This window comes from Thiocapsa sp. C2-2m, assembly GCF_041903745.1.
In the GTDB taxonomy this organism is placed as follows: domain Bacteria; phylum Pseudomonadota; class Gammaproteobacteria; order Chromatiales; family Chromatiaceae; genus Thiocapsa; species Thiocapsa roseilacustris.
In genome coordinates this window covers 222904-244703 of record NZ_JBBWVD010000003.1, presented here as the reverse complement: position 1 = coordinate 244703, position 21800 = coordinate 222904, and the positions used below count along the sequence as shown (strand labels likewise).

Here is a 21800-nt window from a genome sequence, read left to right as displayed (position 1 = left end):
GACGGTATATCGCGAAGGCCGGCTCAGCACACCATCACGGAGACGAATCATGCAAGACGGTATCTTTGATTCGACCTCGCCTGGCCTGCACGCGACGCGCTTGAATCCGGAGGCGGGGACGCACCCGATCCCGGAAGACCCACGCGAGCTCGCCGCGGCCCTGCTTGCGAGCGCACGCGTCCTCGTACGATACCCCTACCTTCTCATGCGTTTCGGCGAGCGCGGCAAGCGTTTCGCCGACAGCGACTCGGCCTGGCTCGCGACCCTGGTGCGCCATCCGCAACAACGCGTGAATGCGCAGACCGCCTGGCTCGGCGAGGTGCTGGCCAGCCGCGGCATGCCGCGAATCCTGCTCGAATGCCATCTCGAGATTCTGGCCGAGGAGCTTCGCCACGTCGACACCATCCGGGCTGAAGACGCCGACAAGCTGGCCGTCGCTGCCGAGACGCTTGCGGCGCGTCGTCGTGCCTGGATCGAGGACACGCGGATCGCAACGATCGCCCGGTCGTTCGAGCAGGGGCTCGGCGACGCTTGGCTTAAACGCCTGCCGAATACCGCCGAGATCATCGCGAGCGCCATCGCGGACGAGGCCGACGGCCTGACCGAGGCGGTGTCGAGCACGCTCGGCTGGCTGACCGATGCCGAGCGGTTCCCGCAAACCTGGATCGCCGCGGTCGAGTCCGCGCTCGCACAGACACGCGCGAGCTTGAAGCGCTGAGGCGGTGTGTCGGGTACGCCGCCCGACATCCTGGCAGGCACTTCTTCGAGAATCGTCTGAGTGACGGTTCAAAAATAAGTACAAAACTCGATGAGAGAACCCCTTTGCCACGGTTGTCGTTGTCGTTGTCGTAATCGTAATCGACAACGACAACGACAACGACAACGATTAGATTCTTCTGACGCGTCGCTAAGGCGATTTCCGCAAACTTCCATACCCGTTGTGCTGACGATAGGAAGTACAACTTGCGCCGACGGTTGGTTGTGCCTCGCACGGCTCGGCACAACCTACGCCATTGGCATGAAGGTTTCCGGAATTCGCCTAAAACCCCACACCCGAAACCAACGCCGCGGGCGAGATCGTGCCGCTGTGCCGATAGGGCACGGGCAGACGCACGCCGCCGGCATCGACGTCGGCGATTCCGCTGACCGTCCAGGCGAGCCTGTCTTTGGTCAGCAGCAGTCGGGGCAAGCTCGGCATCAAGCCCAGCAATTTGCTGTTGACCTCCACGTCGACTTGCTCGGTCCCGCCCGCCGGGATCAGCCGTGCAAGCTCGCTTGAACCCTCGGCGAGGTCTTGACCTTCCACCTGGACCCGGTAGCTCAAGCCCTTGATCGGAAGAGCGCGATCGTTGGGGTTCGTTACACCCAGGTTGACGAGAACAGACTGACGATCGAGGCCGAGGAGCGTCGGCTGGGCCCCGAGCAGCGCGACCTCGGGCGCCGTCCAAGGCGCCGTCAGGCCGGCACAACCGGCGGCGAGATGTAGCATGAGCAGGGCCGGGATGCCGAACAGGGCGCGCCGGGGCAAACGAACGCAATGGGTCATGTGTATCGACTCCGAAAGGCGAACGGCCCTATCTTGCACCAACCCGCCGGGTTCACGCGCGTTGAGATCCGGCGCCCGAGCCGCCAGAATGGCCACCACGTCGAAGAGACTCGGTCCGGGCAAGACATCTGCCGATCGGCACCGAAAACCATCAGGTCCCGGAGGACAATCATGAACAGTCAGGCCAGCGCAGCGAGCGACGCCAAGATCCAGATGCGCTCGATCATCCAGCGCATCGCGACCGGTCCGGAGCTCTCCAAGGACATCTCCACAGAGGAGGCCCGCATCGGCATGGGCGCCATCCTGGACAACGCGGTCGACCCGGTCCAGGCCGGCATCTTCCTGATCGCCCTGCGGATGAAGCGCGAGACCGACGAGGAGCTCAAGGGCATCCTGGATGCGGTGCGCGAGGCCACCGGCCATGTCGTGGCGCACGTCGATGACGTGGTCGACATCGCCGATCCCTACGACGGCTACAACCGCTGCCTGCCGGCGTCGCCCTTCCTGATGCCTGTGCTTGCCGAGTGCGGTGTCCCGGCGATCAGTCACGGCGCACATGCGGTCGGACCCAAATTCGGCGTGACCCATCGGCATATCCTGGACGCCGTCGGGGTGTCGGTCGACCTCTCGCCGGTCGAGGCGGCCGAGCGACTGGCCGATCCGGCGCTCGGCTGGAGCTATGTCGACCAACGCGCCTTCTGCGCCCCGCTGCACAACCTGGTCGAGCTGCGCTCCACCATCGTCAAGCGTCAGGCGATCACCACGGTCGAGGTCTTGGCCCGGCCGATCCACGGGCGCAAGCACACCCATCTGGTCACCGGGTACGTCCACAAGCCTTATCCGCGCATCTACGCCATGTTGGCACGTCATGCCGGTTTTCATTCGGCGCTCCTGATCCGCGGGGTCGAGGGCGGCGTCATCCCCTCGCTGCGCCAGAAGGGCACCTGTTTCAATTATCAGCAAATGTCGGAGGAGCAATCCTTCGAGGTCGATCCGGTCGATCTGGGGATCGCACAGTCGGTGCGCGCCGTCCCCTTGCCCGAGGATCTGCCCCAGACCACCCGACCGGGCGACGAGATCGCCGTGGCGGTCGATGTGCTCGCGACCGCGCAGGCCGCGGCGCAGGCGGGCATTGCCGCCCTGGAAGGCACGCAAGGTCCGACCTACGACAGCCTGGTGTTCGCTGGTGCGCTGATCCTCTGGCATCTCGGGCGCGAAGGCTCGCTGGAGGTCGCCGCGGATCGGATCCGCGACGTACTGGATTCGGGCAAGGCGGCGCAACGGGTGCGTTGAGGAGATGCCGATGGACAAACCTTATGTCGCCGTTGCCGGCACCGACGCAATCGCGCCCGGCAAGTTCCTGAAGGTCGTCGTCGACGACCAGGCCTATCTCGTCGCGAACGTCGACGGGCGCTTTTATGCCGTCGAGGACAACTGCAGCCACGAGGACTATCCGCTCTCCTACGGCTGTCTCGACGGGGATCGGATCAAGTGCTCGCTGCACGGCAGCCGCTTCAGCCTGAAAACCGGCGAGCCGATGGACGAGCCGGCGGACGCGCCGATTCGGACCTATCGGCTCGTGGTGGCGGAGGGGCAGATCTGGATCGATCCGACTGAACCGCGTCAGGAGTGATTCGGATGATGGAGAGGTGCTTTCGCCCTCGCCGCTCATTTGAAAACTCGGGGTGACGCGGTTCAGGAGATTGCGGGAATCGGTGACGGGTGAAACATCAGTCGAGCACGGAATCCAATCGTTGTCGATGACGCCAACGACAACCGAGTCGTTTGACTTATTTTTGAATCGTTCCTAAACCGCGCCGGGTACGCCGACTTCAGTCGGCACCTGGGGCGGGCGACTTCAGTCGCCCGAGCGCGCCCCCGCGGCGGACTGAAGTCCGCCTCCCCGGGTGCCGACTGAAGTCGGCGTACCCAGGCGGTCGCGGTCGGCGACCTGAACACTGCCGATGTGGCCGAAACGATGATCGAGGCCGAGTTACATCCTGGCTCGCCTCGGGCGGTCTTCGTCGAATTCGACCTCGATTCGGGGCTCGGGCATCTGCTCCTCGTGGCCGATGTCGAGCTCCTCGTCGATGTGCAGCCTGGGCTCGGTTCGGGTGCGTGGATTGATGGGGACGGGCGTGGTCGGCGCTGCTCGCTGCGTTGCAGCCGTCGGGGGCGCTGCCGGCGCCTGGCGCTTGATGCGGCGCGGCTCGGGTCCCTTGTCGCCGATCACGTCGGAGAGGTCACGCAGCGCATCGCGCGTATCCTGTGCGGGGGGCTCCTCGGCGCGGGGGTTGACTCGGATCGTCTGCATAGCCGAGAACACCTGCTCTTCGATCTCCACGACCGAATAGACGTCGCTCTCGCGAAAGCGCACGAAGGGGAGCTTGGCCGCGGCACAGATGCGGTCGAGCCGGTTCTTCGGCGGGCGTCTCGACAACCGCGAGCGTCCTGCGAGATTGACCGCGCAGGCGATGGCGCTCGACTCCCGGGTCGAGATCACGAAGTCGAAGACCTGTTCGGCGAGGCGTTCCTCGGCACGCTCGCGGGCACGCCGATCAAGCCGGCGCTCGACCTCGAGGATGTCCGCCGCCCGGACCTTGGCGTAGACCCGATATTCTTGTCCGACGGCACGCTCGAGCACCGCGCAGAAGGCACGCTGCGGCGGGGAGAGGAGAAAGGCATCGACACGATAGGGTAAACGGTTGCGCTGCCTGAGTCCTCGCCACAAGCTGAACCCGAAGGCGACCGCCGCAAGGACACCTAGTCCGAGCAAAAAATAAAAATGTTGCATGATGCGTTCGCCCTACATCGACCCGCCGAGTGCGGGGTTCGGAGCCGGGAACGCGATGCCCCGACGATTGAGCCAAGCCCGGTCCAGCGACCACACGATCGAGCCCACGTCGGGCTCCGCAAGCATCAAACCGATGGCGTGAAACTCCATGCGCTGAAGCCCACCGCGGGCGGCGACGACGGCCGGATCATCGGCGGGCTTGCCGGCCAATGTCGGGTCCATCGCGACGAGGGCTTCGTTGATCGGAACATCCGCGTCATAGGGGCGCGTCAGGGTCACGATGCCGTTCAAGAACAGCAGCGCCTTAAAGTCATAAGGATACTCTGCGAGGATGGGGTCCCGTTCCAAGACAGCGTTGAGCTGCCAGATGCGCGGGCCGAACGCCATCCCGCCCCAAGGCAGCAGCGACAGGATCAACAGCACCAGCAAGACACCCGAGCCGATGACGGCGTTTCGCGTAAAGCGATCCATAATAGACCCCGATTCGGAACAAGGGTTAGGCGTCGTCGCGGGCGGGCTCCGGATTGAATCCGAGCCACAGCCAACCGCCGACGAGAAGCAACAGGATACCGACCAGCACGAACCGAAACCAACCCGGGGAGCGCACGGCGCTCAAACGATAAACGGCGCCCGCGCTGACCATCAGGCCATCCCCCGCCACCGGGAGGATCCAGCTTACGCCCGTCTCGGGCGGTTCCCAGAGCGCATCGAAGGATCGCAGCGGGCCGACAACCGAGAGACCGTCGCGCGTCTCCGCAAGATCGAGCGCGGACAAGCCGTCATCCGTGCCGATCCACAGCCGCTGAAGGCCGCGCGCGTCCGGCGGTGCGCGATAAAGGGCGAGAACGCGGCGATCCGGCGGGAACGGCGCCAACGCCTCCCAGGTCTCGCCCGGTGCAGCCTGCCGATAGAGACCCCGATCCGTCCCGACGAGGAGCATGCCGCCCTCGGTCACGGCGAAGCAAAGTGCCTTCACGCCGTCTGGGAGCCCGCGACTGTTGGACGTCCAAGACGAGAGGACTGTCTGGATCGAGGCCGAGTAGACCCCCTCGCCGATCGTCCCCGCGTGCAGATGGACATCCCCCTCGCGCCGCTGCTCGGCCAGCCGATACAGCGGCAGATCCGAGAGTGGGCAGTGCCAAGTGTCGGCAGCGTACACCCACAGACCCTGGGGTGTCGCCGCAAGGAGCATTGACGCGGTTTCCATGACATCGCTCACACGAGGGTTGCCGGGCGGCGGCTCGATACCGGACGCGGACACGAACCCGGTCGCCGTCCCGATCGGATAACGGCTCGGCTCCCCGCGTAGCGCCAACACGAGGCGGCCCGCGAGTCCGGCGTCTTCCTGCTCCCAACCGGTGCCGTCGAAGCGCCAGATCTCGCCGGCTTGGGTGGCGGCCAAGATGGTCCCGTCATCACCCGGCGCGAGGACCGTTACATGCGTCTCCAAGGGCAGATTCTCGCGGATCAGGCGCTCGCCGCCGGGCAGAAGGACTCCAAGCAGGATCAATGCGAGCCCGATCACGATCGGCGCGGCCACTGCGATTCGGCGTAGGGTCATCTTGAGTTAAACCGCGTCCAGAGCGAGATGCTAACTTTCGAGTGAGTTCGAAGTTTGGTTAATCCACGACCCTTAGCGGGGGACGCGGTTTAAAATTTTATATTTTTTAATACCTTAAACCGCGCCGGTTCCAGCGGCTCTGAAATCCGCCGGGGCCGATCCCATCCAAAAACATCGCATACCGCACTGGGCGCGGTTTAGGTTTAAAGCAAGAACAGTGTCGCCAGGCCGAGAAAGATGAAGAATCCGCCCGAGTCGGTCAAGGCGGTGATCAACACGGAGCTGCCGAGTGCCGGATCGCGACCGAGCCGTTGACGGATCAGGGGAATCACCACCCCGGCGGTCGCCGCGAGGAGCAGATTGAGCATCATAGCCGCGGTCATGACCAGCCCCAGCTCGTAGTTGCCGTAGAGCAGCCAAGCCGCCACACCGACGACCCCGCCCCAGACGATGCCGTTGATCACGGCCACGCCGATCTCCTTACGCAACAGCCGCCACACTGCGGACGGCTGAACCTGTCCCATCGCAATGGCGCGCACGATCATGGTGATGGTCTGGTTGCCCGCATTGCCGCCGATGCCCGCGACGATCGGCATGAGTGCAGCAAGCGCCACCAGCTTTTCGATCGAGCCTTCGAAGAGGTCGATGACGCGCGAGGCGATAAAGGCAGTCACCAGGTTGACCGCGAGCCAGGCCCAGCGGTTCTTCACCGAGCGAATCACGGGCGCGAAGATGTCTTCCTCCTCGCGCAGACCGGCATTGCTCAGGATCTCGGCCTCGGATTCCTCGCGGATATGGTCGACCATGTCTGCTACGGTCAGACGACCGATCACGCCATTCTCGCTGTCCAGCACGGGTGCGGAAACCAGGTCGTAGCGCTCGAAGGCGTTGGCGGCCGAATCGGCGCTGTCGTCCGGCGAGAAGCTCACGATCGACTTGGACTGCATGACCTTCGAGACCTCGGTCTCGGGGTCGTTGATCAGCAGTGATTCGAGGGTCAAAACGCCGCGCAGACGCTCCTCGCGGTCGATCACGAAGATCTTGTCGGTATGATCCGGTAGTTCCTCGAACCGACGCAGATACCGCAGGACCACCTCCAGTGTGACGTCCTCGCGCACCGTCACCATGTCGAAGTCCATCAGTGCGCCGACGGTGCCCTCCGGATAAGACATGGCCGCACGGACCTGCTCCTGCTCCTCCTGATCGAGCGAGGCCATGACATCCTGCATGATCTCGGGCGGCAGATCGGGCGCCAGATCCGCCAGCTCATCGGCGTCCAGGGTCTCGGCGGCGGCCTTGATCTCGTCGGCGTCCATGGTCCCGAGCAGGGTCGCGCGGACCGCATCGGAAACCTCCAGCAGGATGTCGCCGTCCTTCTCGACCTTGACCAGATCCCACACGAACAGCCTGTCTTCGAGCGGCAATGCCTCGAGGATGCAGGCGATATCCGCCGGATGCAGACGATCGAGCTTACGACGCAGCCGACCCAGGTTCTGCCTGTGGGTGATGTTCTCCACCAGATCCTGATGCGGCATCCGCTGGCGATGTACCAGGGTATCGACCAACCGCAGGCGCGCCAACAGCCGCTCGACATCGCGCAGATGGCGATGCATAGCGTCGGTGTCGAGAGCCTTTGATTGTGTCATCTGGACGGCGCCGGGGTCGGGGTTGATGAGGGCGGGATCGAGCAAAGCGCGGAGCTGCGCACTTTACGGAATTCGCGGGCCGGTTGCGAGTGCAGGGGGATAGACACGGCGTCCAGAACGGAGACTCGACGCCTCAGGTCACTCGGGATTGCCCAACACGCCGCTTTTTCGGCTTTCCGATCGCTAACTTACTGTTTAAAATTAAATTCTAACCACTATCCACTATCCACTATCCACTATCCACTATCATCAGCGACGCACGAAAAATGGATTGCCCAAATAGCTCAAGACCGCACCCTCCGGGATGATGCGCTCGATGCGAATCCCGTCGCGGGTCTCCTCGCCCTCGACATAGCGCAGCGCATTGATGAGCACAAAGCGCTTGGCGACGTCCTCGTCGTAGACGTGCACGGTCATGAAATAGGCGGGTAACTGCGCCTGCTGAATGGGCGTGAGCCGCAGCTTGGTGGGATCCCCGCGGATGTCCGCCGGCTGGCGCTGCTCCAAAGGAGGCGGGATGCCCTGCTCCCGACGCACCTGCTGCTTGAAACTTTCGATGTCTTCGACTAGGTCGGGCGGCACGGCCGCACGCTGCGGCCTGCGCCGGGGCGCGGGCGGCTCCGCATAGGCCGTCTGCTCGGCATCCAACTGACGCTGAAGCTCCTGTTCCAGCCAGGGATCCGGCTCTGCAAGGAACAACGGCCCCTCGTCCGGGATCACCTCCGGATCAGGGCCGGGGACGCGCGGCGCACGCCCTGACGCGACCGGCACCCCCGACGGACGCGGCACTGTCTGCGCCTGCGAGGAAGCGGACGAAGACGAGGGCGAATCGGCACCATCCGAGGCGATCATCGGCACCGCATCCGCCGGCGCTTGGCCAGGGTCCGCGGCCGAGAGTGCAGGCGCCGATGGCGACATCGACGTAGCGGCCGCTCCGGGCTCGGTGCCGACCTGCATGGGCACGGGCACCGTTGGGGGCGTTCGCAGCACCGCATAGAGCGCGATGACCACCGCCACCGCCGCCAAGCCGACCGCGAGCAAGCCCCAATGACTGGTCGGCACAGGCTCCTTGTCCTCCGTGAACATGCCGCTGGTGTCCAGCGTCGGGACGCGCCCGAGCTCGCGCTCCTGCTGAGACTTCTTCAACGCCTCCAGGATATAGCTCATGGCTCCGTGGGCTCCGTACTCGCGGACTCGGACACGTCGGATGTCCGCACCAGCCTGGGGACTCCGGGAAGATCGACGGCATTGTGCAGTTGAATCAGTGTGCGCGGACCGGCGATCCCGTCCGCGATCAAACCGCGCGACGCTTGGAACGCCCGAACTGCACGCGTCAGACCCGCATCGTAGTAAGTCGAGTCGCTGGCCGGTAGCCCCGAGGCGGTCGCCTGCGACAAGAGCTGGCGCAGCCAACGCACCGACTCGCCGGAGGTACCCGGACCGATCAGCTCCGATCCGGTCGGCGGCGGCTGCCACACCAGGATGTACTCGCCGGTCCAGACGGACTCCAGCCGATCAAGCGGCGCCAGCTCGTCCCCGCCCGGCAGGGCAAGCGTCCCGAACGACTCATCGAGCGAGCTCAGGGCAAGGAAACGCCGAGCGCCCCCCGCGTCCTGAACGCGGAGCAAAGCCGGACGATCGAAAAGACGCAAATCGCCTAGATTACCCTGGCCGCGCTCGCACATCAGTCCAAAGGATGCGACTCGCGCGCAAGGAGCACCGGCCGGGAGACTCTCGACCTCCACACCCCAACGCCGCAACAGCAGACGCAGGGCGTCGGACTCGGGCATGGCGATGCGGGCGAACGTCTCGGCGAGGGCATCCGGCTCGAAGCGCGCGGGGTCGATCTGCGGGAGCGCGTCCGCCGCTGCGCCCTCGAGCGGGCCATCCGCACCCGGAGCCACCTCACCCGAAGCCGCAGGGCCGACCGATTCGGCCGACGTGGCGTCCGCGCTGCCGTCGGACACGCCAAGCAGGGAATCAGGTGACCCGGGCACACCCTGGTGATCGGCCCCTTCACCGGTCCCGTCCGGACTCGGCGTCGCCTCCGGACGAGGCCCGCCGTCCGAGAGGGTGCGCTCGCCCGGAAGCAGATCGGCCAGGAGCGCCGCGGCATCGTCGGACACCCAGGCATAGCCGAGCCAGCCGGCGATCATCGCGAGCACAAAGGCGGCAGCGGCGGCGATCCCGGGCCGCACCGCCGGGCGAGGCGGCTTATCAATGGACTCGCCCTGCACCTCGCGCGCCGCTCGCTTGACAATGGCCGGCGTCACCTGAGAGCTGCGCGTCACACAGGCGCCGAGCAGCGCGCGATCGCAGAGGATATTGACCAGGCGCGGAACACCGCCGGAGCAGGAGTAGATCCGTCGAATCGCCGCCGCTGTAAACAAGGGACGATCGACACCGGCGACCGCAACTCGATGGCGGATATAGTCGCCGGTCTCCTCGCGCGTGAAGGGCCGCAGGTGAAAACGAGCGGTCACGCGTTGGTTGATCTGGCGCAGGGCATCGCGCTCGAGCAAACGCCGCAGCTCGGGCTGGCCGATTAAAAAGATCTGCAGGAGCTTGTGCTTGCTGGTCTCCAGATTGGTGAGCAGACGCACCTGCTCCAAGACCTTCGGGCGCAGACTCTGCGCCTCGTCGATGATGAGCACGGGTCGACGGCCCTTGCCGTGCGCATCCAGCAAATAGACGTTGAGCCGGTCGACCAACGCCTTCACCGAGCGCTCGCCCTCGGGCACCGGAATCCGAAACTCGTCGCAGAGGTTGAGCAACAGCTCGTTGGCGGTGACCGCGGGATTGAGGATCAAGGCGACCTCGACCCCCTCCGGGAGCTGCTCCAAAAAGGCGCGGCAGACGGTCGTCTTGCCCGTCCCGACCTCGCCGGTCAAGAGGACGAAGCCGCCGCTCTCCCCTGCCCCGTAGAGAAGATGGGCGAGGGCCTCTTTATGCTGCTCGCTCAGGAACAGATAGTGGGGGTCCGGCGCAATGGAGAAGCTGGGTTCCTTGAGCCCGAAATACTTGGGATACACGCTGATTCTCGATGAGGTAATGGCGGTGGGCAAGGCGTCGCGCGCAGCCTGACCGATCGAGCGATACACCGGGGTATCGGCCGTGGGCTCGGGCCGAAGGGCAAGGCGATGATGGATCGACGGCCGCCGAGAAGGCCGAAGAGAGGCCGGCCCGAGCACCCGTTGCCCAAGCGATGCTTTTTGCGGGGTTTGTACCGATCGCGCGAGGGTAGTCAGGCGGACGGGAGGCGTCAAGTGGGTGAGCGTACCGGCGAAATGAACTGCTGCGGGCCCTATACCGGCGATGCTGCCGGCCCGACGATCGCCACGGCCGTCGCGCCACGCTCATCATCGGCCAGCCTGCGATCGAGCATCGTTATCACCTGATCGCCAGTTCGTGCATGCACACCGCCGTAGCTGCGTTTGAGGTGTGCTGCTTGAACATCGCTCGAAAAAAATGGCTTGAGTGGATTACACTCAAACCATTGAATTTATGGTGGGTCGTGTAGGATTCGAACCTACGACCGATGGATTAAGAGTCCACTGCTCTACCAACTGAGCTAACGACCCGAGGAGTGCGTCAATGCGATCGGCATGCCTCGATCGCAGAGCCTGAAAGATGGGGTGGACGATGGGGCTCGAACCCACGACCACAGGAATCACAATCCTGCGCTCTACCAACTGAGCTACGTCCACCAAAGAAAAACACCGATCCCTGGACTGCGCACATCCGCGCGCTCTTGTCTCCCTGCGTCCTGCCTATCGAGCCTGATGTTGGCGCGCTCGGCAGGACTCGAACCTGCGACCCACGGCTTAGAAGGCCGTTGCTCTATCCAACTGAGCTACGAGCGCCGATCGAGTGCGCATCGAAGCAGGCCCCGGTCGCCTAAAGCGACGTCACCATGAGCGACCTGGTGGGCATGTGGTCGGGGTAGAGGGATTCGAACCCCCGACATCCTGCTCCCAAAGCAGGCGCGCTACCAGACTGCGCTATACCCCGGTTTCGGAAGAAGTATCCCGAAATCGAAGAGCCGAGACTATACGCCCCGCGAAGGACTGAGTCAATCCACCGAGAACCCTTGCTCGGTCGACGACGGCGGCCGCGTTTTCATGCGCCCCGGTGCTCGCTATGATGCCGCCCAACGTTCGCATGACGAGACCACGATGAGCGCACAGATTCTGGATGGCAAGGCCGTCGCCGCGGAGATCCGCGTCGAGATTCGCAACCGCGTCGACCACATCCTGGCCGCAGGTGGACGCGCGCCGGGACTCGCCGTGGTCTTGGTGGGCGAGAACCCCGCTTCTGAGGTCTATGTGCGCAACAAGCGCAAGGCCTGTGCCGAGGTCGGTTTCTACTCGGAGATGCATGATCTGCCGTCGACGGTCGACCAAGCGGACCTCATCGATCTCATCGACCGACTCAACGCCGACCCGAAGATCGACGGGATCCTGGTCCAGCTTCCGCTGCCCGAGCAGATCGACGAGGCTGCGGTCACCGACTGCATTTTGCCGACGAAGGATGTCGACGGCTTTCACCCCGACAACGTCGGCCGCTTGGTGCTGCGCCGCCCCCTCCTGCGCCCCTGCACGCCGAAGGGCGTGATGACGCTGCTCGAGCGCGCGAACCGGCCCATCGAGGGCCTCGATGCCGTCATCATCGGTCAATCCAACATCGTCGGCCGTCCGATGGCCCTGGAGCTGCTCGCCGCGCGCTGCACCATCACCGTCTGTCACAGCCGAACCAAGCATCTCGCCGAGAAGGCGCGCGGCGCCGACATCCTGGTCGCAGCGCTCGGACGCCCCCGCTTCATCCCAGGCGACTGGATCAAGGACGGTGCGATCCTGATCGATGTCGGCATCAACCGCACCGCGGAAGGCACCCTGGTCGGGGATCTGGACTTCGCGCCTTGCGCCGAGCGCGCCTCCTGGATCACGCCCGTGCCCGGCGGGGTCGGACCCATGACCATCGCCAGTCTGCTCGAGAACACTCTTCAAGCCGCGCAGCTGCATGCCGCGCGGGGTTAGTGCAACGGTTCAGAAATTCCGAGACCGTCCGAGATCATCTTCGTTGTCGTTGTCGGCCTCGATCGTCATTTCGGCCACATCGGCCGTGTTCAGGTCGCCGCCCAGGTACGCCGGATTCATCCGGCACCCCGGGGACGGGCGACTTCAGTCGCCCACGCGGCGGACTGAAGTCCGCTTCTCCGGGCGCCGACTGAAGTCGGCGTACCCGGGGCCGTACGGCCGGAATTTCGCGTCCGGGACGATCAGCTGCGCAGCTTGCGCACGACGGCCATCGCCATCTCCAGCGCCTGCTCGTAGTTGAGACGGGGGTCGACCTGGGTGACGTAGGCGCGCTCCAGACCGACCTCGTCCAGGCCGCGAGCGCCTCCCAAGCATTCCGTGACATCGTCCCCGGTCAACTCGAAATGGACGCCGCCGAGGCGGCCTCCCAGCTCGCGATGGATATCGAAGGCCAGACACAGCTCCTTCAGAATCCTCTCGAAGCGCCGAGTCTTGTAGCCTTTCGCCGTGGTCTCGGTGTTGCCGTGCATGGGGTCGCAGACCCAGAGGACCGGGTTTCCCGTACGCCGGATGATCTCGATCATCGGGGGCAGCTCGTGCTCGATCCGATCGGCGCCGAAGCGATGGATCACGACCAGACGTCCCGGCTCGCGTTGCGGATTCAGCCGCTCCACCAATGCCTTGAGCCAGTCGGGCGAGAGGTCCCCACCGAGCTTGACCCCGACAGGATTGGCGATACCGCGCATGAGCTCCACATGCGCACCGTCCGGATCTGCGGTACGCAGACCGATCCAGGGCATATGTGCGCTCAGATCGAACCAGCCGGGGAATTGCCTGACCTGCCGCGTCAGCGCCTGCTCGTAATGCAGGTGCAGGGCCTCGTGGCTGGTGAAGAACTGCACCCGCGCCAGCTCGCCCGAGCCGCCGCCTACCGCCTTCATGAACCGCAGCGATTCGCCCAGCGACTCGACCACCTTGCGGTAGTCGCGGGCACGCGGTGACTTGGCCATGAAGGCTAGGTCCCAGTTCTCGGGATGCTGCAGATCGGCAAACCCGCCCTCGGACAGGGCACGAATGAAGTTGAGGGTCAGGGCCGCTCGGCCGTGACCGAGCAGCAGGCGACCGGGGTCGGGGGTTCTCGACGCCGGGGTGAAGTCGGGACCATTGATCAGATCGCCCCGATAGCTGGGCAAAGTGATGCCGTTGCGGGTCTCCGTATCCGCGGAGCGCGGTTTGGTGTATTGACCGGCGATGCGCCCGACCCGAATCACCCGTTGCTTGAGCCCCTCCACGAGCACCAGGCTCATCTGGAGCAGGATCTTGAGCTTGTTGGCGATGATGTCGGATCGGCAGTCGGCGAATCCCTCCGCACAGTCGCCGCCTTGAAGCAGAAAACCATCGCCGTTCGCCGCCTCGGCCAACTGGCGCTTGAGCGACTGGACCTCCCAGGAGGTGACCAGGGGCGGCAGGCCGCGCAGCTCCGACAAGGCGGCCTCAAGTGCCGCCGGATCCGGGTAGGTCGCCTGTTGCAGTGCTCCGTGCGACTGCCAGGAGCTTGGAGACCAGTCGCTCATCTCGGGGGACGCCCCCGGCCTTGCGATTCCGACAGGTGATCGGCGATCGGGAACCGATGGCTCCTCGCCTGCCGGTCGGCCTTACCGACGCTTGGACGCACGGAGGCAGCCACGCGGGATTCCGGCTGCCGGGGGTTCACCGCCGTCTCGGGACTCGAGGTCGCACGCTTCGAGGTCATCTCAGGCCCCTACAAGCTGTCGCCCAGGTCGGCGCGGAACTTGGCCACCAGCGCCTCCTGCCAGTCGGAGGTGGGAACGAGGCGTCCGAAGAAGAAGCGCAGGATGCTCGGCTCCTCGACGAAGCGCAGACCGCCGACCAGATGGCGGTTCTCGTAAAGCCAGACGATGCGGTCGACGGCGTACTTCACCTGCGACATGGTGAAGACCCGGCGCGGCAAGGCGAGCCGCAGCAGCTCCATGTCGGCGAGCTTCTCGCTCCCGTCCGGGTTGCGCTGCTCCGAAAGCGTGCCGCGCTCCATGCCGCGAACGCCGCCGACGAGATAGAGGGCGGAACCCAGCGCGCCGGCGGGATACTCGGCCTGAGGGACATGCGAGAGGAAGGCCCGAGCGTCGATGTGACAGCCCAGCCCGCCGGGCGGCGTGATCACCGGGACGCCCTTGCGGGCCAACTCCTCGACCATGAAGCGAATGAACTGCGGTCCCTGGCTGACCATGTCCATGTCCATCGTCTCCTCGAGGCCGACCGTGATGGCCTCGATCTCGCGCACCGACATGCCGCCGTAAGTCAGGAAACCTTCGTAGAGGGTGATTTTCTCGCGGATCGTCTTGTAGAGATCCTCGCTGTTCATGCAGATCCCGCCGCCGCGCGCGCAGCCCAGCTTGCGGGCCGAGAAGTAGATGAGGTCGTATTGGTCGGCCACGGCGCGGGTGATCTCGCGCAGACTCATGTCCCGACACTCAGGCTCGCGGATTTTGTTGAAGTAGAGGTTGTCGGCCAGGAGGCTGGCATCGAGCACGGCGAGGATGCCGTGCTCTCGGCAGACCCGGCCGACATCGCGCATGTTCTGCAACGACACGGGTTGTCCGCCGATCAGGTTCGTGCCGGCCTCGCAGCGCACGAAGGCGATCCGCTCGGCCCCCTGCTCCGCGATCAAGGCGCGGAGCTTATCGAGGTCCATATCCCCCTTGAAGGGCTTCTCGCTGGTCACCTCCAGGGCATCGGAGGTGAAGATCTCCTCGACCGTGCCGCCGTTGAGCGTGATGTGTGCCTTGGTCGTTGTGAAATGGTAATTCGTCGCCACGACGGTGCCCGGACGCACGAGCACCTGGGCGAGGATATTCTCGCAGGCGCGCCCCTGGTGGGCCGGCAGGAAGTAGCGCGTCCCGAAGATCTCCTGGATCTTCTCCTCCAGGCGATAGAAGGTCTCGGACCCGGCGTAGCTGTCGTCGGCGACCATCATGGCCGCCTGCTGCCGATCGCTCATGGCGTTGACGCCACTGTCGGTCAGCATATCCAGGAAGATGTCGCGGTTCTTGAGCAGAAAGGTGTTGTTGCCCGCCTCGGTGATGGCCGCATGACGCTGCTCGATCGGGACGAGATGAAGTTTTTGGACGATGCGGACCTTGTGCATCTCCAGCGGAACGGATTCACCGGAGTAGAATTTGACTTCGGACACGGACGTTCTCCTTGATATCGTGATCGGATCGCCTGGCCAACACGGCGCTCCAACGATACCACCGCGCCGTGTCGCGATCGACGGCGGGACCGGTGCCTCTCGACGCCCGTCGGGTGCAGGAATCCCTCGCGACGAGGCGCACCTGATTGGGCACCAGGCACCCGGCCCCGGATCGTTCTCCGGAACTCTTGCGGTTCAGCCGTGCAGCGCGGCGTCATGCAGGCACCAAGGCGCTGATCACTGAACGGTTGCGCCCGCGCGCCTTGGCCACGTAAAGCGCCCGATCCGCGATCGCCACGGCCTCGGACCAGCCAACGCCCGCCGGAATGCCCCAGCAGGCGCCGATGCTCAGTGTCACGAAGCGATCGACCGGCGACGCTGCATGCGGGATCTCGAGGCTTGCGACGCGCTCTTGGATCCGATCGATCACGGCACTCAGACCGATCTCGCCCGTTTCGGTCAGAACGACGACCAATTCATCGCCCCCGTAGCGCGCGACCAGATCTCCGGCGCGCCCGGCGGCCGTCCCGAGCGCACCGACGATGCGAATCAGGCAGTCGTCGCCGGCGAGATGCCCGTGTGTGTCGTTGTACAGCTTGAAATGGTCGATGTCGCAGAGCAGGATCGCGAGCGGCCATTGCCGACGCGCATGGCGGATCCATTCACGCTCCAGAAAGTCATCGAAGCAGCGCCGATTGGCCGCGCCTGTGAGACCGTCGGTGGTCGATAATTGCTGCAATTCGGCATTGGCTTGCTGCAGGCGCTCGTTGACCTGAGTCAGCTCGCCGGTGCGTTGGTCCACCATGTCCTCGAGGTGGGTATAGAACTCCGCATTTTGGATCGAGATGGCCATCTGACCCGAGAGCAGGTCGAGGACTCGTCGCCGGCTCTGCGTAAAGGCACCCGTCATCAGGTTGTTCTCCAGATAGACCAGGCCCAGCAGCTCGCCCCGCAGCGCCAACGGCAGGCAGAGCACGGACTTCATTGCGCTCGCCGAGAAATAGGGGTCTTTGCGGTAGGTGCGGTCGGCGGACGCATCCGTGAGCACGACCTGCTGCCGGGTCCGGATGCAGTAATGGACGAGTGTCAGCGGCAGCGCATCCCCCAAAGACTCGATGTCGGGGTCCGGCAGCCGCGACGGGCCCGGCCAGCTCGTGCGCGACTCCGCCTTGGCAACCCAACGCTGCGGTTCGGCGAGCATCAACACACAACGGTCTGCGCCGGCGTTCTCCATCAGGATCGCCATCATCCGGTTCAGCAGTCCTTCCAGGCGAAGCTCCTCGGCAAGACTCTGGGAGGCATGCAGGATGGAGATCATATCCAACGCGTCCGACGAAGCGGACACCTCGCAATCCGGGGGTGCGATCGATGCCAACGTCGCCGTTCCATCGTGCCCGCCGCGCGTCTCGAAGTCGTACAGCGTCGACAACAGCCGCGGCCAACGGCGCTCCAGCTGTCGGACTTTGGCGGCAGCGCCCGATTTGCGCCACAGGTAGCGGGCTTCGTTCATGTAAAAGGCGGCCGGCCGCTCCAAGCCATGCTCCGCACGGAGCACGGCGGAAAGCTCATACGCCAGGGCCTCGTTGTTCAGATAGCCAGCCGTGTGGGCTGCCTCGATCGCCCGCTCGAACAGTTCCAGCGCATGCCAAAGGTTCCCGTCGACGCGAGCAAGCTCGGCCTCCACCAGCAAACGCTTGTGCAAAAAGTTCTGCGGGCTCGCGTCCGCCCAGCGCCGCAACTGCTCTCGCCAGACGCGCACCCTGACCAGCAGCGCCGGGCGTTCATCGGCGGCGAAGCGGGACAGGCCGGCGAGAACGGTCAGCGACGCGAACAGGTACATCTCCGGCACCTTTGCCTGGGCCAAGGCAACCGTCGCGACGAATTCGACCTTGTCCACCAGCGCCATCGCCTCGTCGAATGCCCCCATCCAATACAGGGCGCGCAGCTTCACCACGTAGAAATAGGACAGGGCCAGAGCATCATCGCGGTGGGCGTCGAGGAACGCGGCCTCGGAAAAATCCGCGTCATCGAAGCGAGTATCGGCCTCGGTCATCCCCATCAGACACAACAGTGGCCCCAGACAGACCGGCCGGTAGAAGGCCTCCAGCACGACCGGGGCGTTGGCTTCCAGGAACGGGATGTACCGGCGGGCTTCCTCCAGCAGCGTCCGGCAGTCGCGCCCCGCGATCATCGGGTCCGAAATCATGAACTCCGCGCAGTAGCCGGCATAGGTCCAGTCGCCGTTTTCCGCCAGCAGCGGAAACGCCTTGCGACTGTGCTCCAGCGATGAGATCAACGGCGCTCGCCAGTGGTTGATGAACACGGCGAACAGCAGATGCACCTTGCCGCGCAGCAACAGGTCGTCGTAGCGCTCGGACAGCCGCAGTGCAACCCGGCCGAAGCGATGGCCGCGCTCGTATTGATCAAGCAGGGCGACGCAGACGAAGCCGTAGTTCATATACGCATAGGCGGTCAGGTGATTGTTGCCGTGCCGCAGCGAGATATTCGTCATCCGGCACGAGGCCCAGGCGACCAGCTCCTTGCGCGCATCCAGATAGGCGCTGGTCCAGAGGCTCATCAGCACATCCATCACCATCTGCTGTTGGCGAGAGCGCATCGTCGGGGCGTCGATCAGGCTCTCGATACTGCGCTCTCCAGCGTTCGATTCGACATCCGCCAGCTCGCGATGCAACAGTTGACGCAACGCCTCGGGGTCCTCCGGGACCGCGACTCCGAGCTGATCGAGGGCCTCGAGCTGCAGCCTGATGGCACCCGCGTAGTCTCCGCGCAGATGCGAGTGCTCCATCAGAATGCGATAGACCGCGACCCGGTCCGCCACGTCGGCAGCGTATTTCAGGAGCAGGTCGAACAGGTCGCCCAGGTCGTCGATCTCACCGGCAAGACAGCAACAGCGCGCCAGCTCGCAGAGGATCGCAAAGGTCAGATCGTAATGATCGGTCCAGCCGTCGGGCGGCAACAGCTCGCGTGCGATGCGTAGATAGCCGACCGCCGCCGCATAGGCCGCCGCGGACTGCGCTGTCCGTGCGGCCTCCAGGTTGAGCCGTGCCAGCGCCAGCCGCTCGTCGGCATCAACGATCAACACGAGACCGGCGTCGAGCTGGGTGACGATGTCGAAGACGCGTCGCTCCGCCGGGAGTCGATCGCGCTCCCGCAGCAGTGTTCGGCCGATCTGCAGATGCGTCCGTACACGTGCCTCCTCGGAGATCAGCGAATAGGCAGCCTGCTGAATGCGGTCGTGCGCAAACCGAAAGCCACTATCGCTATCCGGGAGCAGCAGCCCCTCCGAGACCGCCGCCTCCAGAGCGCGCGCAAGCCGTGGCTCATCACCATCCCCGGCGCCGATCAGTGCCAGGATACCGGCCCCGAAGCGATTGCCGACGCAGGCCGCCAGCTCCAGCGAGCGTCGGACATCCGGGGCAAGCGCGCGGATCTTGGCGGCCATCAGCGCGACCACGTCGTCCGCGATGCCATGGCGCTCGATCGCCGGGGTATCGCAGTTCCAGCGACCCGCGGCTGGATCGAAGCGAATCAAACCTTCCTGATGCAGCATCTTGAGAAGCTGATGGACGAAAAAGGCATTGCCCAACGTCTTGCGGTGGATCAGCACCGCAAGTCGCTCGATTTGCGAGGCTTCGGCCAACAGCGCGTCGGCGAGCAGTGCCGCGACGTCCTCGCACCCGAGATTGCCGACCTGGATCCGGCCCGGCGTCACGCCGTCATCTCTCAGTTGTCGGAGCAGATCGGACAGCGGGTGGCACTGGTCGACCTCATTGTCCCGATAGGCAGCGATGAGCAACAGATCGCGAATGTCGCGGTCCGTCAGCAGCGCACCCAACAGATTCAATGAAGCGAGATCGGCCCAGTGCAGGTCGTCGATAAAGACCACCAGCGGCTGCTCGCGGGTCGCCGCCGCCTTAAAGAAACGCCGACAGGCGAGATTGAGCCGGTTCTGGGCCTCGATTCCGGTGAGTTCCGGGAGCGCGGGCTGCGGACCGATGATGACGGCAAGCGTCGGTACCAGCTCGACCAGGACCTGGCCAAGGTCGCCGATCGCGGCCAGGATGCCGCCCCGCCTGACGGCCAGCGCATCGTCCGGCTCTGAGAGCCAGGCGGCGACGAGCCGCTCGATGGCGTGGCGGATCGCCGAATAGGGCTCGGCCCGCTGGTACTGATCGAACTTGCCCTCGGTGAAGTAGCCGTAGGTCCCGGCGATCGTCTTGTACACCTCCTTGACCAGCGACGTCTTCCCGGTACCGGAATAGCCCGACACCAGTAGGCATTCGAACGAGCCTGCGTCGGCGCGGCACTGCTCGAAGGCGTCCAGCACCCGCCGGACCTCCGCTTGTCGGCCGTAGAGCCGTCGGGGCAGGTAGAAGACGCCGGCCCGATCCTGTTGGCCCAACGAGAACGGGGCAACGCCCCCGGAAGCATCGAAACGCTGCAGGCACTCGCGCAGATCGTGCTCCAGTCCCGCGGCGCTCTGATAGCGGGCCTCGGCGGTCTTCGCCATCAGCCGAGCGACGATCTCGGACAAGGTCTCGGGAATCCTCCGGTCGACGGAGTGCACGGGCTGCGCCACCCGGGCAATCTGCGCATGCACCCATTCCAGCGCATGGCGTGCCGTGAACGGCAGACGGCCGGTCAAGAGCTCGTACATGGTGATGCCGAGGGCGTATAGGTCGGAGCGGAAATCGACGACCCGGTTCATCCGTCCGGTCTGCTCGGGAGCGAGATAGGCGAGCGTCCCTTCCAATCGATTCATCGCCTCCAGCTGCGGATTGCTCGGCGAAACCACCGCGGCAATACCGAAGTCGATGATCTTGGTCAGTCCTGTTGTCGGATCGTAGACGATGTTCGATGGATTGACGTCTTTGTGCACGACGTAGCGTGCATGCAGCTCACCGAGGGCCCGCGCTACGGCGATACAGATCCGCAATACGTCAGCCAGCGGGAACGCCTGCCGACCCGAGAGCACCCTCAGTGAATCGGCGCCGAAGTCCTCCAAGACGAGAATGCGTGTATTGCCGTAGTCCAGGAGTCGGATCGGTCGTATGACCCCTTCGATGTCCAGCGAGCTCAAGACCGCGTACTCATGCTCGTAGCGGGCGAGCTCATGGGCGTCCGGATGTCGGCCCTTGAGGATCTTGAGAACGACGGGCGTATCGTCGTGCCGCTGGCGCGCCCTGAAGACCAGCGACGTATCGCTCTCGTAGAGCGTATCGCCGAGCTCGTAGCCACGGATGTCGATCGTGTCGATCATGTCGGGCCCCATCCATGACGGTTGGAATGCTGCATGGTGCGGCATGCGGACCGAGCCCGTTGGCGGCGCCAAGGGTCATGCCCGCCGTAGTGTGCAACACTGGTCCCGGTCGGGCAAGCGGAGACGATTCCGATCACCCGCCACGGACGGCCCGCAGGTGCGGTGCTTGATCCGGTTGAGGTGCTGGACATCTCGTTGCCCGAGGTGCCTCAACACGGCCACGACCCCCGTGTCACGCTCCGCGGTCGTCAGCGGGTGGAGATGGCCGCCCCACCTCGGGCGGCCCTGCCGGTGTTGGCGAGGATCGTGGCTAGCCGTTCCGGACGCCGTTGATCCACACAGGTCAACGCACCCGAGACCGACCACGAGTGAGCCGGGTTTCGTTCATACGCCAGTCATCCGACGGGTTGGCGGCGGGCGCTCGATCTGCCGAAGACGGTGGCGGCGACGGCGCTGCTTCTGAAAGCATCCCGGTCGGAGATCATGTCCAGCAGCGGTTGCAGGGCAACCAAGGCATCGTCGGGTCCGGTAAAGTGGGCGGCGGCGCTCGACCGCGCCCGATCCTGCACGCAGGCGCAAGCAGGTCTCGCTCATCCATAAGGTGCAGCTCGACACACTGAACTGGGCGGCTACCATCGTCGGCAAGCGATTCAAGATCGAGCCAGTCGATCGAGATTGGCTTCACTGGCACCATGCCGAGACACGCATTGCGGTGACAGTGTGCT

At 64.8% G+C, this 21800-nt stretch carries 14 protein-coding genes and 4 tRNA genes; 4 read left to right on the top strand and 14 right to left on the bottom strand.

What is annotated here, in order from left to right:
- The first annotated feature begins 49 nt into the window (after positions 1–49).
- On the top strand, positions 50–718 hold the full coding sequence (locus AADX97_RS03750; protein ID WP_374231659.1) for a hypothetical protein: 669 nt from the start codon (positions 50–52) through the stop codon (positions 716–718).
- A gap of 321 nt (positions 719–1039) precedes the next feature.
- Here the strand turns inward: AADX97_RS03750 and AADX97_RS03745 are convergent, their stop codons facing one another.
- Positions 1040–1546 carry an LEA type 2 family protein gene (locus tag AADX97_RS03745; RefSeq protein ID WP_374231658.1) on the bottom strand — a complete coding sequence of 169 codons (507 nt, stop codon included), beginning with the start codon at positions 1544–1546 and terminating at the stop codon, positions 1040–1042.
- A gap of 171 nt (positions 1547–1717) precedes the next feature.
- Between AADX97_RS03745 and AADX97_RS03740 the strand changes: the two genes are divergently transcribed.
- Positions 1718–2839 (top strand): anthranilate phosphoribosyltransferase, encoded by a 1122-nt coding sequence (locus tag AADX97_RS03740; protein ID WP_374231657.1) that lies wholly within the window; start codon positions 1718–1720, stop codon positions 2837–2839.
- A 10-nt stretch (positions 2840–2849) separates the two neighbouring features.
- On the top strand, positions 2850–3179 hold the full coding sequence (locus AADX97_RS03735) for a non-heme iron oxygenase ferredoxin subunit (RefSeq protein ID WP_374231656.1): 330 nt from the start codon (positions 2850–2852) through the stop codon (positions 3177–3179).
- A gap of 360 nt (positions 3180–3539) precedes the next feature.
- Here AADX97_RS03735 and AADX97_RS03730 read toward each other — a convergent pair whose 3' ends face one another.
- From AADX97_RS03730 to AADX97_RS03685, 10 genes are all read right to left on the bottom strand, one after another.
- Positions 3540–4340, bottom strand: coding sequence for a DUF2726 domain-containing protein (locus AADX97_RS03730; protein ID WP_374231655.1), 801 nt, complete (start codon positions 4338–4340; stop codon positions 3540–3542).
- Between the two features lie 12 nt (positions 4341–4352).
- Positions 4353–4811, bottom strand: coding sequence for a hypothetical protein (locus AADX97_RS03725; RefSeq protein ID WP_374231654.1), 459 nt, complete (start codon positions 4809–4811; stop codon positions 4353–4355).
- Between the two features lie 25 nt (positions 4812–4836).
- Complete coding sequence (locus tag AADX97_RS03720) at positions 4837–5901, bottom strand: ABC transporter substrate-binding protein (protein WP_374231653.1); 1065 nt, start codon at positions 5899–5901, stop codon at positions 4837–4839.
- 203 nt (positions 5902–6104) lie between these two features.
- Positions 6105–7547, bottom strand: coding sequence for a magnesium transporter (gene mgtE, locus AADX97_RS03715; RefSeq protein ID WP_374231652.1), 1443 nt, complete (start codon positions 7545–7547; stop codon positions 6105–6107).
- Between the two features lie 249 nt (positions 7548–7796).
- Positions 7797–8714 carry a general secretion pathway protein GspB gene (locus AADX97_RS03710; protein WP_374231651.1) on the bottom strand — a complete coding sequence of 306 codons (918 nt, stop codon included), beginning with the start codon at positions 8712–8714 and terminating at the stop codon, positions 7797–7799.
- Complete coding sequence (locus AADX97_RS03705; protein WP_374231650.1) at positions 8711–10648, bottom strand: AAA family ATPase; 1938 nt, start codon at positions 10646–10648, stop codon at positions 8711–8713. Before AADX97_RS03705 ends, AADX97_RS03710 begins: the two co-directional genes overlap by 4 nt.
- Before the next feature lie 404 nt (positions 10649–11052).
- Positions 11053–11128 (bottom strand) — tRNA-Lys (locus AADX97_RS03700).
- Positions 11129–11178: 50 nt separating this feature from the next.
- Positions 11179–11254 (bottom strand) — tRNA-His (locus AADX97_RS03695).
- A gap of 79 nt (positions 11255–11333) precedes the next feature.
- Positions 11334–11410 (bottom strand) — tRNA-Arg (locus AADX97_RS03690).
- A gap of 71 nt (positions 11411–11481) precedes the next feature.
- A tRNA-Pro gene (locus AADX97_RS03685) sits at positions 11482–11558 on the bottom strand.
- 164 nt (positions 11559–11722) lie between these two features.
- Between AADX97_RS03685 and folD the strand changes: the two genes are divergently transcribed.
- Entirely contained in the window at positions 11723–12583 is an 861-nt protein-coding gene (folD, locus tag AADX97_RS03680) for a bifunctional methylenetetrahydrofolate dehydrogenase/methenyltetrahydrofolate cyclohydrolase FolD (RefSeq protein ID WP_374231649.1), read from the top strand.
- A 242-nt stretch (positions 12584–12825) separates the two neighbouring features.
- Here folD and AADX97_RS03675 read toward each other — a convergent pair whose 3' ends face one another.
- The 3 genes from AADX97_RS03675 to AADX97_RS03665 form a co-directional block, all read right to left on the bottom strand.
- Positions 12826–14157: a class II 3-deoxy-7-phosphoheptulonate synthase gene (locus tag AADX97_RS03675; RefSeq protein WP_374231648.1), complete on the bottom strand. Its 1332-nt coding sequence runs from the start codon at positions 14155–14157 to the stop codon at positions 12826–12828.
- 188 nt (positions 14158–14345) lie between these two features.
- Positions 14346–15794, bottom strand: coding sequence for a tryptophanase (locus tag AADX97_RS03670; protein ID WP_374231647.1), 1449 nt, complete (start codon positions 15792–15794; stop codon positions 14346–14348).
- Between the two features lie 214 nt (positions 15795–16008).
- Positions 16009–21075 (bottom strand): diguanylate cyclase domain-containing protein, encoded by a 5067-nt coding sequence (locus AADX97_RS03665; RefSeq protein WP_374231646.1) that lies wholly within the window; start codon positions 21073–21075, stop codon positions 16009–16011.
- Between the last annotated feature and the right edge of the window lie 725 nt (positions 21076–21800).